The organism is Hippea alviniae EP5-r, from assembly GCF_000420385.1.
Lineage (GTDB): Bacteria > Campylobacterota_A > Desulfurellia > Desulfurellales > Hippeaceae > Hippea > Hippea alviniae.
The window spans coordinates 411100-426810 of record NZ_ATUV01000001.1; the positions used below are offsets into that span (position 1 = coordinate 411100).

Below are 15711 nucleotides of genomic sequence, written 5' to 3' on the forward strand. Positions count from 1 at the left end.
CCCATCATGAAAGAGAAAATTTCTCAAATACTTGATGATTTTTTGAGAAATAAAGGTGTGAAAGTAGAATATGTTGTGGAGTATCCCAAGTCTGAAAAGTTTGGCGACTACGCGACAAATATAGCTATGGCTTTGGCTTCTGTTTTTAAGAAAAATCCAAAAAATATAGCAAAAGAGATAATAGATTTTATCGGTTGTAATGAGCTGTTTGAGAAGATAGAGATAGCAGGTGCTGGCTTTATAAACTTTTTTATAAATAGAGACGCATTTTTGAAAGAGTTGAAGGTAATATACGAGAAAAGAGATGATTATTTTAGGCCTTCTGTAGAAAAAAGATATGTTCAGGTTGAGTTTGTAAGTGCCAATCCAACAGGCCCTTTACATATAGGACACGGTAGAGGAGCAGCCATAGGCGATTCTATCGCAAGAATACTTAAATTTTCCAATCACAGAGTTGAGAAGGAGTATTACATAAACGATGCTGGACTTCAGATGCATCTGCTCGGGCTTTCGACCTTTGTAAGATATAAACAACTTCTTGGTTATGATGAACCTTTGCCCGAAGATGGTTATAAGGGTGAGTATCTAATTGATATAGCTAAGGATTTGATGGTTCAGTATGGAGATTCTCTGTTGTTTAAGGATGAAGATGAAGCTATTGAGATATGCAAAGAGAAGGCAGCAGATGTTATACTTAAAGACATAATGGCTGTTCTTGATAAGTTTAGGGTTAAGTTTGATAAGATATTCAACGAATCCAAACTCTATAAACAGGAGATGGAAGAGAGTCTTGATTACCTGAAAGAAAAAGGTCTTATTTATGAAAAAGATGGTGCGTTGTGGTTTAAAAGCACCCAGTTTGGTGATGAGAAGGATAGGGTGGTGAGAAGGAGCAATGGTGCCTTTACATATTTTGCAAGCGATATAGCTTATCATAGAAATAAGTTTTTAAAGAGAAAATTTGATAAAGTTATAGATGTGTGGGGAGCAGACCACCATGGGTATGTAAAAAGGGTTAAATCGGCTATTGAAGCATTTGGTGTAAATCCCGACAGATTAAGGGTTGTTCTTGTCCAGATAGTTAACCTTCTAAGGGATGGTAAAAAGGTTTCCATGTCAACAAGAAAAGCCGAGTTTGTAGAGCTTGAAGATGTAATTGACGAAGTGGGTGTTGATGCAGCAAGGTTTATGTTTATCTCAAGAAGCGTGGATTCCCATCTTGATTTTGACCTTGAGCTTGTAAAAAAGGAGAGCAGTGAAAACCCTGTTTATTATGTTCAGTATGCTTATGCAAGGATAAATAGTATATTCTCACAACTTGATGATTTTGATTTAAGCTCTTTGGAAGAGCTTAAGCTTAACGAGAAGGAAGAGATAGATTTAATCAAAAGTCTTATTATGTTTAAGGAGCTGATAAGAAAGGCACATGATGAGATAGAGCCCTATTTTGTGGTAAAGGGAGTGCTAAATATTGCCGAGAAACTGCACAAATTTTACAACAAGCATAGAGTTATAGGCTCTGAAGAAAAGATAATGCTCTCTCGCCTATTTTTGCTTGAGTCTGTAAAAACTGCCTTAAAGCTTGGCTTTGATTTAATAGGTGTAGAAGCCAAAAAAAGAATGTAGGAGGTAAAAAAATGGCTGACAATGATAAGGACAAAATAAAGGAAATTTTAGAAGGGCATAGTAAGAAATTTACTGCTGTCGAGCTGATTGTTGGTATTGTTGTTGTGCTGCTTGTTGGTGCTGGTATTGGATATGCTATTTTTAAGCTTCTTGCGCCGCCATCTGTTCCGCCTGTTGAATACCAAGCGCCAAGCAGCGAGGTTGTCCAGCCTAATCCAATAAAAGAAACTCCACCACCGCAACCCGTTGTTCCACAGGCAACACAAAACGAGCAGGCTCAGAAGGAGAGCAATCTGTCTGAAACAACTCAAACACCTAATACTCAAGAGAGCAACGAGTATGCAGTTCAAAGCGAGTCTCAACAACCAGCTGGCCCGCAGATTATAACTCCAAAAAAGCAGTCAGAGGCAACCCAAAAAGAGACAATTCCAACTGTGCAAAAGAAAGAAAAAAAGCAACCAAAACACACAGTTGCAGTAGCTAAACCAAAGCCGAAAAAAGAGATAAAACACAAGATAACAAAGCCAAAGAGTCATAAGAGCTATGCTTCTCTGAAGAAGTATGTGATATGGGTATCATCAAACGAGAATAGAAAATTTGCCCTTGTAACAGTTTTAAAACTTAGAAAGTGCGGCCATAATGCATTCTCTAAGGAAGTAAATATAAAGGGCAAGACATACACAAGGGTCTATGTTGGACCTATAAAGGGCTATGAAGCTGCAAAAACAGAAGCTAAAGAGATAAAGAAGCAGCTTAAACTCTCGTATATGCCGATAATAAAAAGGTATGATAAAATACCCTGAGATAAATCCTAACATATTCAGCTATAAGGGAATTCATCTTAGGTGGTATGGATTAGCTTATGCAATAGGGTTTACTGTAGGCTATCTCTATCTTTCAAAAAGACTTAAAAGATTTAACATAAAGGGTCTTGCAGATGATTTATTTTTGTATGCAATTTTGGGCGTTATTTTGGGCGGAAGGATAGGGTATGTGTTAATTTACAATTTTCACTATTACATTCAGCATCCGTTGGAAGCCCTTTATATCTGGAAGGGTGGGATGAGTTTTCACGGTGGGCTTGTGGGCGTTATAATTGCTGGTGTTTTGCTTGCAAAGAAGTATGGTCTGAGTTTTTATGACCTTGCGGATGAAGCTGTGGTTATTGTGCCTGTCGGTCTGTTTTTTGGAAGAGTAGCGAACTTTATAAATGATGAACTGTGGGGAAGGGTTACAAACCTACCTTGGGCTGTTGCTTTTCCTAACGGTGGTTATCTTCCAAGACACCCATCTCAGTTGTATGAAGCACTGTTTGAAGGTCTTATACTTTTTATCACTCTTTTTGTTTTGAGAGATAGGTTTATTAATAGAAAGGGTTTGCTATTTTGGATGTTTGTGTTTTTGTATGGTTTTTTTAGGTTTTTTATAGAGTTTACGAGGGAACCAGATATACAATTGGGCTTTATATATGGGTTAACAATGGGTCAATGGCTCTGCCTTGCGATGATGATTATAGGTGGTATAGAAATCTATTTAAGGTGGGGAAGATATGGAGATAAAGATTAAGAAAGATTTAATAAAGAGAAGAAAGAACGAAGTGCCACCGCATGTGTTGGAGATGGGTCTTAACATGCTTTTTGTTGAGCCTAACGATGCGGCTGAGTTTTTCAAAAAGAGTGGCGTTGTATTGCCTGTTGATATAGAAGAACTCAACGAGAAGGAGTTTGAGAGCGTTCTTTTGGATTTGACGGATATGCCGTATGATGAGAGATTGGATAGTATCGGATTTGCAAAGCAGAACAACACATCAATGATAACAGTGTTTAAGGATTTGGTACTGGATGAGTATCAGATTTACATGTACAGGATATACGGTGCTGATGCCATTCTATTTCCTGTAAAACCAATAACATCAAAACTTACAGAGAAGGTTATTTTTATCTGTGAATCTATGGGTATGCTTCCCATACCGCTTGTTGAAGATGAAGAAGATTTAAGCAAGATAACAAGTTGGGAGTTTGTAAGAGCTATTGCAGTTAAAGATAATATAGGGATAGATAAAGATGTCTTGTTGCTTGAATATGAAGAAGGGAGTTCTCTTAAATGCTTGAGCAGATAATACAGAAGGGTTCAAAGATACATTTTATCGGTATTGGCGGTGTTGGTATGAGCTCACTTGCCCAATACCTGCTGAGTAAAGGGTATAGGATAACGGGTTCGGATTTAAAGCCCAATGCTTACATTGAAAAACTAAAGTCCATGGGTGTTGAAGTTTATATAGGCCACTCTATCGAAAATATAGAAGATGATGTTGCTCTTGTTGTCTCATCATCTGCCGTAAAAAGCGACAATGTGGAAGTTGTGCATGCAGAAAAGCGCAATATACAGCATATAAAAAGATATCAACTGCTTGCATACATAGTCAATGAAGAGAAGTCTATAGCTGTTGCTGGTTCTCACGGAAAAACAACGACAACATCAATCTGTGCTTCCTTGTTGAGTAATGCAGGTTTTGATCCAACAGCCATAATAGGCGGTAAATTGAGAAATATAAATAATAATGTTATTGTTGGTAAGAGTGATTATTTTATTGTTGAAGCTGATGAGAGTGATGGTGGCTTTCTGCTTTTGAGTCCCTATATAGGTGTCGTTACAAATATTGATAATGACCATTTGGGTTTTTATGGAAATTTTGAGAATGAGAAGGTTGCCTTCTATGATTTTATGGAGAACAGCAGTTTTAAAATTTTGAATTACGATGATGCTATTATAAGACAGTGGAGTGGTTTGGGTAAAAGTGACAGTATCTTAACATACAGTTTGAAGACAAAGAAGGCAGACATATACGCATACGATATGGTTTTGAGTGAAGAAGGCAGCATATTTAGTGTCAAAACACCAACAAGAAGGATAGAAGATTTGAAAATAAAGATAATAGGCATGCATAACATATCAAACGCTTTGGCTGTTGTTGGTATAGCTGAGATTTTGAATATAAGCGAAGAGATAATAAGAAAAACCTTGCTTGAATTTGAAGGCGTCGATAGACGCTTTACATACATAGGAAATTATAATTCGCTTAAGGTGTATGACGATTATGCCCATCATCCAACAGAGATAAAGGCAACCCTATCTGCTGCAAGACTTCTAAGCGATAATGTGTATGCGGTTTTTCAACCACATAGATTTTCAAGAACTGCTTACCTAATGGACGATTTTGCAAAGAGTTTTAAGAATGTAAGACGTGTGTTTATTTTGGATATTTATCCTGCAAGTGAAAAGCCAATAGAAGGCATAGACTCATTAACACTTGCTGAAAAGATAAACAGGGTATCTTCAAATGCCATATATGTAAACGAGATTGAGCAGTTAAAGAAGCATTTAAATCAGATAGAAGATGAAGGTGTGCTTGTGGCTTTGGGTGCAGGAAGCGTTAGTTCGATTATTAGAAAAGTGGTAGATGATTACAAAAACAGTGCCGCTTAAAAGGTTAACGAGCATAAGACAAACTGGCGAAGTAGAAGTTGTATTTATAGAAAGCGTAGAAGAACTTGAAGGTGTTGATTTTGTTATAGGTAATGGGAGCAATTTACTTGTAAAGAACAGAAAAAAGTTATATAAATTGTCGGATAACTTTAGTTTTATAGAAAAAGAGAGTGGTTTGATTAGAGTTGGTGCTGCGACATCAATAAGGAATTTGATAAAATTTTGTATTGATAATGGTTTTGGTTGCGTTGAATTTTTGGGTGGAGTGCCTGCAAGTGTAGGTGGTGCTGTTTATATGAATGCAGGTGCGTTTGGAGAAGATATGTCTAAGATTGTTGAGTATGTGCTTTTTGTTGAAGATGGTAAGCTAAAAAGGACAGATGCTAAAGGTTTCTCGTATAGAGACTCTGGTATAAAAGGTATAATTATCGAAGCTGCACTCAAATGTAGAGACTATAAAATTGAAAGCTTAAAAAAGAAGTTAAAGGATTTTGTGAATAGAAGGGTCAAAAACGCCCACATTAAAAACACATTTGGCAGCGTGTTTAAAAATCCTTCAAATGATAAAACAGCAGGATGGCTTTTAGAAGGGGTAGGGCTTAAAGGCTATACATATGGAAGTGTAAGATTCTCTGAAAAACATGCAAACTACATAGTATCAAACGGTAATGCTTCTGCTGATGATGTGCTGTTTCTGATAGAGAAGGCAAAAGATAGGGTGTTAAAAACTTTTGGCATTGAGCTTGAAGAAGAGGTGGTAATCATATGAAAGTAGCTATTGTCTGTGGTGGTGATTCAAGTGAAAGGGAAGTCTCTTTATCAACCGGTCATGCCGTATTTGAAGCGGCAAAGAAAAGTTTCGATGATGTTGTTTGTATTGAGTGTAATGATAGCAAGGATTGTTTAAATAAAATTATAGAGTCGAAAGCTGATGTTGTGTTTATTGCTTTGCACGGTGGATTTGGTGAAAATGGCCAGATTCAGGCAGCATTGGAGATATTTGGCATAAAGCATACAGGCTGCACATTTTCACCAAGCAACATAACGATGAATAAGTTTTTAACTAAGATGCTTCTTAAGGCTAATAATATACCAACTGCCGAAGCTGTGCTTATAAGGGATAAAAACGATTTGAATAGAATAGATTTTGCTCCTGTCTGTATAAAGCCCAATAATGAAGGCTCATCTGTTGGCGTAAGTTTTGCAGATAGTATTGAAGATGCCAAAAGGATTGCTGAAGCGATGCTCAAAGATTATAGAGAAGTCCTTGTTGAGAAAAGGCTAAAAGGCAAAGAGCTTACCGTCGGTGTTCTGTTTGGCAAAGCATTGCCCGTTATTCACATAAAACCAAAGAGCGGTTTTTACGATTATAAGAACAAATACACAAAGGGAGCAACGGAGTATATTGTTCCGGCAGATATTGATAATGAAATAGCAGAGCTTGTTAAACAGGTTGCAACAGAAGCCTATAAAGCTGTTGGATGTGATAGTTATGCTCGAGTTGACCTTATTCTTGAGAATAACATACCGTATGTTCTTGAGATAAACTCTATACCGGGTATGACAGCAACAAGTCTTCTTCCCAAGGCTGCAGCAGCAGACGGCATGAGTTTTGAAGAACTCGTTAGACTTCTAATAGAGAAAGCATGTTAGATTACAAACAGGTATCGGGTGATAAGAAAAAGAGAAAACTGCCAGACATAATTGTTGAGATAGCCAAACTTATCTTTGCAAGCTCTATTGTTGGAGTTGTTGCTTTCTTCCTTATATATGGATACACTCAATTCTCACATAGATTTGCAGTTTTGAAGAATGTTTATGTAAATGGGAATAGTGTTCTTTCTGCCAAATATTTAGCAAGTGTTGGGATAGGCAAGTTTTATAAACCCTTAAGCAGCTATAGTGAAAGCAGGATTTACGCCAATCTTATGTCTGTTGCCTGGATTAAAAAGGCAAGTGTAGCAAAGGTTTATCCAGACTCTATTGTTATAAATGTTGTTGAAAAAAGCCCAAAGGCGCTTGTTTATCTAAACAAAAGCATTTTTGTTGTTGATAAAAATGGAGATATTATAGGTAGGTATTCAAGCTTTTTAAAACTGCCCGGTTTAGCAAAGATATATATCAATAACAAAACTTTTCTTGATGATAAAAAGTTAGTAAAATCAGTTATTGCTTTTTATGAAAAATTAGACAAAATTGCAAAAATAAATTATATTGAGATTGTGTCAGATAGTTATCAGATTGCTTATTTGGTAAATGGCTTAAAGGTTGGTATAAATAGTTTTGGATGTCCTGATGTTGCGCTTGTTAACTTTAAAAGAAAGCTGCCTTACTTACTGAGTATGAAGAAGAGACTTGAGAGTGTAAGTATATGTTTTAGCAATAAATTTGTTTTGAAATGGAAAAAAGGAGTTAAAAAGTGAGTGAGGTAATGAACGAAGATATTGTTGTAGGGTTAGACATAGGAACGACTAAGGTTTGTGCCATTGTTGGTAAGAAGACACCAGAAGGTCAGATAAAGATAATTGGTATTGGTCAGGCACAATCCAAAGGTCTGAAAAAAGGTGTTGTCATTGATATGGATGATGCTGTCTCATCTATAAAGAAAGCTGTCATATTGGCAGAAAGGATGAGCGGCATCAAGATTGACAGCGTCTATACGGGTATTGCGGGTGGTCATATACGCTCTTATAACTCAAATGGTGTCGTTGCTATTAGAAACCTTGAAGTTTCAGAGTCTGATATTAGACGAGTTATTGATGCAGCCAAAGCCGTTGTTATACCACCAGATAGAGAGATTATTCACATAATTCCACAGGAGTTTATTGTTGATGACCAGGGTGGCATAAAAGACCCGCGTGGAATGAACGGCACGAGGCTCGAAGTAAAGGTTCATATTGTTACAGGTTCTGTTACAAATGTTCAGAATATAGTGAAGTGCTGCAACAGGAGTGGACTTAAGGTTAAAAATATCGTACTTCAGCCTATAGCTTCAAGTTACTCGATTCTGTTGCCAGAAGAGAAGGATTTGGGTGTTGGTTTGATAGATATAGGTGGTGGAACGACGGATGTCGCCGTTTTTGCTAATAATGCTATAAAACATACAGCCGTTATAGCCATAGGTGGCGACCATGTAACAAATGATATAGCCATAGGTTTAAGAACGCCATTTAACGAAGCGGAAGAGATAAAGAAAAAGTATGGATGTGCTATATCCGATATGGTTGAAGAAGATGAAGTTATACAGATTCCAGCAGTAGGTGATAGAAAAACACGAGAGATACCAAGAAGGCTTTTAAGTGAGATAATAGAACCGAGAATGGAAGAGATATACTCGCTTGTAAGGGATGATTTTGAGAAGATGGGATTGATGCCACTTTTGGCTGGTGGCATTGTTATAACGGGTGGTTCTGCATTGATGAAGGGTGCGTTGGAACTTGCAGAGAAGCAGTTTGACCTTCCCGTTAGAATAGGAAAACCGCAGGGTATTATTGGGCTTAAAGATGCCGTTGATAATCCTATGTATGCAACAGGCGTTGGTCTGGTTCTGTATGGCTTTGGCAGGGCAAAGGATGAAGGAGACTTAAACCTTGACTCAAGCACAGTCAAGGATGACGATAATCTCTTTTCTGTCATCTTAAAAAAGATGAAGAGTTGGGTTAAAGAAATGTTTTAATGGAGGACTTACTAATGAATAAGCAAGAGAAGAATGATTATTCGGTTGGTGCTATAATAAAAGTTGTGGGTGTTGGTGGTGGCGGTGGAAATGCCGTCAACAATATGATTTCATATGGTATAAAGAATGTTGAGTTTATAAGTGCAAATACAGATGCTCAGGCTTTGAACATATCGCTTGCACATACAAAACTTCAGTTGGGTAAAAAGTTGACAAAGGGGCTTGGTGCCGGAAGCGACCCAGAGAAAGGTAAAAAAGCTGCAGAAGAGAGTATAGAAGAGATTGAAGCAGCTTTGAGTGGTGCCGATATGGTATTTATCACTGCAGGTATGGGCGGTGGAACAGGAACGGGCGCATCTCCTGTAATAGCAAAAGTTGCAAAGGATTTGGGCGCTTTGACAATAGGTGTCGTTACAAAGCCTTTCGATGTTGAAGGCAAGATAAAAAAGGATATAGCTGTTAAGGGCATAAATGAGCTTAAGGAGAATGTTGACAGTATAATTGTTATACCTAATCAAAGGCTGCTTGATATTTATAAGAATCTTACATTTATAGAAGCTTTGAAGAAGGCAGATGATATATTAAGACAGGCAGTTCAGAGTATCGTTGAGTTAATATATAAACAACCAAACTCTCAGGTTATTATGAATATAGACTTTGCTGATGTTGTCTCTGTAATGAAAGAGAAGGGTGTTGCTTTAATGGGTGTTGGAGAAGCATCTGCAGAAGGTGGAGAGAATAGGGTAAAGAGAGCAACAGAGATGGCTATCTCTAACCCACTGCTTGAGAATGCATCAATTAAAGGTGCAAAGGGTATATTGATGAATATTACTGCAGGTAAAAACTTTGGCCTTGATGAGTTTAATGAAGCAACATCCATTATTGAGAAGAATATGAACGAGAAGGCGCTGTTTAAACATGGGTTTGTGCTTGATGACTCGATGGGCGATAGGGTGCGCATAACGATCATAGCAACAGGATTTACAGACAATTACAAGAGTGAATCGTCGAAGAGATTGATAAACAGGCCAGAATACAGAAAATTGGATGCAAACACAATAAAGGAGATAAAGAAGCAGACTGCAATACCTATAGAAGATGAGCGAGATATACCCGCATACATCAGAAGAAGGAGAGGGGAGGAAAATTAGTTGCTGCCATACATCGTGGCTGCAGTTGGCTCTTTTCTGTTAGGCAGCATTCCCTTTGGCTGGTTGATAGCAAAGTTTAAAGGCATAGACATCAAAAAACAGGGCAGTGGTAATATAGGTGCCACAAATGTTTATAGGGTTATAGGAAAAAAGGAAGGTGCCTTAACTCTTCTTTTAGACCTTCTAAAAGGCAGTTTTGCTGTTGCGCTTTTCTCTTTTATTTATAGAGATGTTCATCTTGTAAATATTGTCAGTGCTTTAGCTGTTGTGTTAGGGCATGATTATAGCGTATTTTTGCTGTTTAAGGGTGGAAAGGGCGTTGCAACGAGCTATGGTTCAACGCTTGTTATATACCCATTGGCTGCCTTGTCGGGTATGTTTATCTGGATTCTTATTCTGCTTACGACGAAATACTCTTCACTTGCCGCTTTGCTCTCTTTTTTGATTGCGACACTTATAGCCTTGTCGAGCAACGATTACTATGTAAGAATTCTGTTTTTAATTTTGTATATTTTGATGATTTATAAACACAGAGAGAATATAAGGCGTCTATTTAGGAAAGAAGAGAGTAGGGTAAAAATTTGAGTTTTGTAAATTAATTGTGTATAAAGGGGCTTGGTTATGGCGCTAAGGAAAAGGGAAGTTGAACTGTTAGCCGATAAAATCTCCGTAAACCTTATAAGAAGTGGCAATATAAAACTCAATAAGGATGTATCTATTTTAAAGAGTATTGTCAAAGATGTGCTTGAAGAAGATGTTCAAAAAGAGAGAGAGATAGATATAAAGACAAAAGAGCTTCTCAAACAGTTCTCCAACGAGATAGAAAAAGAAGGTGCCGATAGCTCTAAGCTATTTATTATGGCGAAGAAAAAAGTGGCGAAGAAGGAAGGTTTTTTGCTATGAGATATAGCAGCGCAAGAATAAGGTATTTGGCAAGGCAGATATTCAAAAGGGCAACAGAAGAAGGTGTATTTGATGTTATCAGTAGTGAGAGAGCCGTGATTAACGAGATAATTGAGACAATGGAGAAGTATTTTTCATTAGAAGATGAAGTGTATGAGAAGGTGATGGAGAGTTTGCAGAAGAGAAGTAAAAAGCTTATTCCCGGCTCTATGGAGTGGGAAATAGCCTTTAATAAAGCGTTTGAAGAAGAGATGAGTAAAAGGTTGCTGAAATGAAAAAGGCTGTTCTTGTTTTGGAGAATGGAGAGATATTTGAAGGGTTTGCACTTGGGACTATAGGCACTGCTGTTGGAGAAGTTGTATTTAACACGGCAATGAGCGGGTATCAGGAGATTTTAACTGACCCATCTTACAAAGGGCAAATCGTCACGATGACATACACGCAAATAGGTAATTATGGGCTTAATAGAGACGATGAAGAGTCAGATAAGCCGTATGTTGAAGGCTTTGTCGTTAAGGAAGGAAGTGTTATAACTTCCAATTTCAGGTCTGAAGAGAGCTTGGATGAGTATTTAAAGAGACACAACATAGTGGCAATAGAAGGCATAGATACAAGAAAATTAACAAAGATGCTAAGGGTTAAGGGCTCTCTAATTGGTGCTATAAGCTCAACAGAGACAATTGATGAGCTAAAGAGAAGGGTAAGCTCATTTGAGATAGTCGGAAAAGATATGGTCAAGTTTGTGAGCACAAAACAGCCTTATAGATTTGATGATGGCATATTCAGGTTTGGCTATGAGATAAGAAAGATAAAAAGGGTGCTCGATAAACCCAAAAAGGTTGTTGTTATAGATTTTGGCGTAAAGAAGAATATTTTAAGGTATCTTGTTGAAGTTGGTTTTGATGTGTATGTTGTTGGAGCCTATACAAGTTATGATGAAGTTAAAGGTTTAAATCCAGATGCACTGTTTTTTTCAAATGGGCCTGGAGATCCAAGGGGAATTGATGAAAAATGGATAAAAGAGTACAGAAAGATGGCAGAGAATTTTGTCTGTTTTGGCATCTGTTTTGGTCATCAGATAATAGCAAGGGCGTTCGATGTGAAGATATACAAGATGAAGTTTGGCCATCATGGTGGTAATCACCCGGTTAAGGATTTAGACAGTGATAAGATATTTGTCACAGCTCAAAATCATAATTATGCCGTTGATGATAAAGATTTAGTTGAAAAAGGTTTCAAAATAACATATATAAATCTAAATGATGGCAGTGTGGAAGGTATGATGCATAAAGAACTGCCGCTTATGAGTGTTCAGTATCATCCAGAAGCATCACCAGGTCCACACGATGCTGAGTATCTGTTTGAGAGATTTGCCTTGATGGTAAAAGAAAATTAGAAGGGGTGTATAATGAGAAGACAGAGAACCCTAAAAGAGCCGATAGAAGCGACAGGTATAGGTTTGCATACAGGCAGAAAGGTTGAGATAAGACTTGAGCCAGCAGAAGAGAATAGCGGAGTTGTTTTCTATAGAGAAGATGCCGATACGCTTATAGAAGTTAAGCAGGAAAATGTGGTTGATACAACACTTGCAACAACCATAGGCAAAAATGGTGTTGTTGTTAAAACTGTCGAGCATCTGCTTGCGAGTCTGTTTGGTTTGGGTATAGATAATGTATTTGTAAGGTTATGGGGCGATGAAGTGCCCATAATGGACGGTTCTGCTGCTCCGTGGGTTTACCTTATAAAAACAGCTGGGATTAGAGAGCAGAAGGCATTTAAAAAGGAAATAATCATAAAGAAACCTGTAAAGATAAAGGAGAATGGCAAGTTTGTTGCACTTTTGCCTTCAAGAAACTTCGAAATTCATTATTCTATACATTTTGATAATGCGTTTATAGGCAGACAGAGGTATAGTTTCATTCTGAATGAGATAACATTTGTTAAAGAGATAAGCAAAGCAAGGACATTTGGTTTGCTGAAAGATATAGAGTATTTGCAGTCAAACAATTTGGCTTTGGGTGGAAGTCTCGATAATGCCATCGTTGTCGATGAGTATGGCATAGTAAACGAAGACCCGCTAAGGTATGAGAATGAGTTTGTAAGGCATAAGATTTTGGATGCTATAGGCGACCTTTCTATTTTGGGATATGATATAAAAGCGAAGTATTTGGCTTATAAATCTGGACATGACTTAAACAGCAAGCTGCTTAAAAAACTCATAGAAGATAAAGATGCATACGAGATAGTGGGTAATCCACAAAGAGAAAGTGTTGTCGGTTCTTTGGTTTGGGCGGCTACAGAAGGTATTTAGTTTGGGATTATCTAAAAGTTTACATAATGAAACTTATCGGAACCAAAATTAATTGGTCTAATTAGAAGTTGGAATTAGAGCTTCACCAATTCTCTACCTTTAAGATATATCAACCCAAAGATGGATATAGGTTTGCAATAGAGCCGTTTGTTTTGGCTTATAATCTTAAAGGGCTTAAGTCTAAGGTTTTCGTTGATTTTGGAAGTGGCTGTGGTATTGTCGCTGTTCTTCTTGCAAAGAACAATCCAGAAAGCAGAATTATAGCTATTGAAAAAAATCAAAATATGATTGAAGTTATAAAAAAGAACATACAAATTAACGGCCTTTGCAATGTTTCTGTTTTAGAGATTGAAGATGTGTTAACCAATAGTGTTGATTTTTTCATTTCAAATCCACCGTATTTTAAAAAGGGAGCTTATAGAATCTCTAAGTTTATAGACGAAAAGTTTGAAGAAGATGGTTTTTTGGATTTTATGATAAAAAGTGCAAGAAGGGTTTTGAAGAACAAAGGGATTTTAAAGGTATCCTATCATCCCACACGCTTTGTTGAGCTTTTGGAAGTTTTAAGAAAAAGTGGTTTTGGTATAAAATCTATACTTCCTGTTTATGGTAATGATAAAAGTAAAGCTTCCTTTCTGGTTGTAAATGCTATGTTGTCTGGTAAGGATTATGTTGAGTTTTTGCCTGCACTGTTTTTAAATAGGGATTCAAGCTGGCTTATTATGTAATCTATTCCAAGTCCATATTTTTCTCGTAATGTTGGCTGGTCTCCATGCTCTATAAAAGTATCTGGAAGAGCAAATATCTTTATCGGCACATTGATGCCGTTTTCTATCATGTATGATGCTACAGCTTCGCCAAATCCACCATTTTTTACATTCTCTTCAATAGTTGCGACAAGCTTAAATCTTTTAAGGGATGCTAAATATTCGTAATCCAATGGTTTTATAAACAGGCTGTTTACAACTTCGGCATTTATTCCAAGGCTTTTTAAATTTTTTGCCACTTCTAAGGCTGTTTTTACGCAGTTTCCAACGGATAATATAGCAATTTCGGGATTATCTTGACTTTTTAGAACCTGCCATTTGCCTATTTTTATCTCGTTTAGTGTGTATTGTTCTTCTAATTCTGGACAGCTTCCTCTTGGGTATCTTATAGCAAAAGGACCATTATTATAATCAATTGCAAACTCAAGCAGTTTATTCAATTCATACCCGTCCTTTGGAGCAGTTATAACCATATTTGGGATAGCTCTTAAATAGGATATGTCGAATACGCCCTGGTGCGTCTCTCCATCATCTCCCACAATGCCTGCCCTATCAATGGCAAAGACAACAGGCAGTTTCTGAAGGGCTATGTCGTGTATTATCTGGTCGTATGCCCTTTGAAGAAAGGTTGAGTATATTGCGACTATCGGTTTATATCCACGCATTGCAAGGCCGCCAGCCATCGTAACTGCATGTTGTTCTGCTATACCGACATCAAATACCCTTTCTGGTATCTCGTCTTTTACCTTTTGAAGCCCTGTTCCTATAAGCATGGCAGCGGTTATAGAGACAACCTTCTCGTTTCTTTTCATAATCTCTAAAACCTTATCGCCAAAAACGGATGAGCAGCTTTTTGGTGATTTAGACTTTATAGGAGTTCCTGTCTCTATGTTAAATTTACCTATTCCATGGAATAGGGAAGGATTTTCTTCTGCCGGTTTATAGCCCTTTCCTTTTGTTGTTACAACATGGACAACTATTGGTCCGTGAAGGTTCTTTACATTCTCAAATATTTTTATCAAGTCTGGGATTTTGTGTCCGTTTAGTGGACCAAAATATTTAAATCCCAACTCTTCAAAGAGAAGGCCAGGTGAAAAAAACTTTAACGACTCTTCAAGTTTTCTTGCCAACTTCAGGGCAGGTTCCTTAGGCAAAGGAAGGGATTTTATTAGTTTTTCTATCTCGTCTCTTATTTTGTTATAGACAGGGCCACTCATCTTTTTTGATAAATAGGCAGAAAGAGAACCTAAGGATGGAGAGATGGACATGTTGTTATCGTTTACAACGACTATTAAATCAGTGTCTATGTATCCTGCATTATCTAAGCCTTCGTATGCTATGCCACAAGAGAGAGAGCCATCACCGATAATGGCTACAACCTTCTCATCACTTCCGGCAAGGTCTCTGGCTAAAGCCATACCTAAGGCTGCAGAGATTGATGTTCCTGCATGTCCTACATTGAAGGTATCATATTCGCTCTCTTCGATTTTAGGAAATCCACTTAAACCGCCGAATTGTCGCAGTGTTGGAAACTTATCCCTTCTTCCTGTGATAATCTTATGTGCGTATGTTTGGTGTCCTACATCCCATACGAGCTTATCTTTTGGTGTGTTAAAGGCATAATGCAATGCAAGTGTGAGCTCAACAGCACCCAAGGAGGAGGCAAGATGCCCCCCCGTTTTGGAAACTGTTGATATTATAAACTCCCTAATTTCTCCTGCTAATTTTTCTAACTCTTCTAACTTTAATTTGCGTATATCTTCGGGTGAATTTATCTGTTTCAGCAACAAT

The 15711-nt window shown here is 37.5% G+C and carries 17 protein-coding genes; 16 read left to right on the top strand and 1 reads right to left on the bottom strand.

All coding sequences use genetic code 11. From position 1 onward, the window contains the following. Positions 1-6: 6 nt before the first annotated feature. The 16 genes from argS to G415_RS0102285 all read left to right on the top strand — a co-directional run bounded on the left by argS (position 7) and on the right by G415_RS0102285 (position 13881). Complete coding sequence (argS, locus tag G415_RS0102210; RefSeq protein ID WP_022669953.1) at positions 7-1626, top strand: arginine--tRNA ligase; 1620 nt, start codon at positions 7-9, stop codon at positions 1624-1626. Between the two features lie 11 nt (positions 1627-1637). Further along, the gene (locus G415_RS0102215; protein WP_022669954.1) at positions 1638-2429 is read left to right on the top strand and encodes an SPOR domain-containing protein; all 792 of its coding nucleotides are present in this window, start codon (positions 1638-1640) and stop codon (positions 2427-2429) included. Then, positions 2413-3192, top strand: coding sequence for a prolipoprotein diacylglyceryl transferase (gene lgt, locus G415_RS0102220; RefSeq protein ID WP_022669955.1), 780 nt, complete (start codon positions 2413-2415; stop codon positions 3190-3192). Before G415_RS0102215 ends, lgt begins: the two co-directional genes overlap by 17 nt. Next, complete coding sequence (locus tag G415_RS0102225) at positions 3176-3745, top strand: beta/alpha barrel domain-containing protein (protein WP_022669956.1); 570 nt, start codon at positions 3176-3178, stop codon at positions 3743-3745. The genes lgt and G415_RS0102225 overlap by 17 nt, the downstream gene beginning before the upstream one ends. Then, positions 3730-5112, top strand: coding sequence for a UDP-N-acetylmuramate--L-alanine ligase (murC, locus tag G415_RS0102230; RefSeq protein ID WP_022669957.1), 1383 nt, complete (start codon positions 3730-3732; stop codon positions 5110-5112). Before G415_RS0102225 ends, murC begins: the two co-directional genes overlap by 16 nt. Further along, entirely contained in the window at positions 5087-5881 is a 795-nt protein-coding gene (gene murB / locus G415_RS09525; protein ID WP_051129529.1) for a UDP-N-acetylmuramate dehydrogenase, read from the top strand. The genes murC and murB overlap by 26 nt, the downstream gene beginning before the upstream one ends. Further along, positions 5878-6765, top strand: coding sequence for a D-alanine--D-alanine ligase family protein (locus G415_RS0102240; protein WP_026939528.1), 888 nt, complete (start codon positions 5878-5880; stop codon positions 6763-6765). Before murB ends, G415_RS0102240 begins: the two co-directional genes overlap by 4 nt. Next, positions 6759-7535, top strand: a complete 777-nt coding sequence (locus tag G415_RS0102245) for a cell division protein FtsQ/DivIB (RefSeq protein WP_022669960.1) — start codon at positions 6759-6761, stop codon at positions 7533-7535. The genes G415_RS0102240 and G415_RS0102245 overlap by 7 nt, the downstream gene beginning before the upstream one ends. Beyond that, complete coding sequence (gene ftsA, locus G415_RS0102250; RefSeq protein ID WP_022669961.1) at positions 7532-8788, top strand: cell division protein FtsA; 1257 nt, start codon at positions 7532-7534, stop codon at positions 8786-8788. The genes G415_RS0102245 and ftsA overlap by 4 nt, the downstream gene beginning before the upstream one ends. A gap of 14 nt (positions 8789-8802) precedes the next feature. Continuing rightward, positions 8803-9939 (top strand): cell division protein FtsZ, encoded by a 1137-nt coding sequence (gene ftsZ, locus G415_RS0102255; RefSeq protein WP_022669962.1) that lies wholly within the window; start codon positions 8803-8805, stop codon positions 9937-9939. Further along, entirely contained in the window at positions 9940-10524 is a 585-nt protein-coding gene (plsY, locus tag G415_RS0102260; protein ID WP_022669963.1) for a glycerol-3-phosphate 1-O-acyltransferase PlsY, read from the top strand. A 36-nt stretch (positions 10525-10560) separates the two neighbouring features. Continuing rightward, positions 10561-10842, top strand: a complete 282-nt coding sequence (locus G415_RS11305; RefSeq protein WP_022669964.1) for a DUF507 family protein — start codon at positions 10561-10563, stop codon at positions 10840-10842. After that, positions 10839-11117, top strand: a complete 279-nt coding sequence (locus G415_RS11310) for a DUF507 family protein (protein WP_022669965.1) — start codon at positions 10839-10841, stop codon at positions 11115-11117. Before G415_RS11305 ends, G415_RS11310 begins: the two co-directional genes overlap by 4 nt. Then, complete coding sequence (carA, locus tag G415_RS0102275) at positions 11114-12238, top strand: glutamine-hydrolyzing carbamoyl-phosphate synthase small subunit (protein WP_022669966.1); 1125 nt, start codon at positions 11114-11116, stop codon at positions 12236-12238. Before G415_RS11310 ends, carA begins: the two co-directional genes overlap by 4 nt. A 12-nt stretch (positions 12239-12250) precedes the next feature. Beyond that, positions 12251-13153 carry a UDP-3-O-acyl-N-acetylglucosamine deacetylase gene (gene lpxC, locus G415_RS0102280; RefSeq protein ID WP_022669967.1) on the top strand — a complete coding sequence of 301 codons (903 nt, stop codon included), beginning with the start codon at positions 12251-12253 and terminating at the stop codon, positions 13151-13153. A gap of 68 nt (positions 13154-13221) precedes the next feature. After that, positions 13222-13881: a tRNA1(Val) (adenine(37)-N6)-methyltransferase gene (locus G415_RS0102285; protein ID WP_022669968.1), complete on the top strand. Its 660-nt coding sequence runs from the start codon at positions 13222-13224 to the stop codon at positions 13879-13881. Here the strand turns inward: G415_RS0102285 and dxs are convergent. Continuing rightward, on the bottom strand, positions 13821-15710 hold the full coding sequence (dxs, locus tag G415_RS0102290) for a 1-deoxy-D-xylulose-5-phosphate synthase (protein WP_022669969.1): 1890 nt from the start codon (positions 15708-15710) through the stop codon (positions 13821-13823). The genes G415_RS0102285 and dxs overlap by 61 nt on opposite strands. Position 15711: the final 1 nt, after the last annotated feature.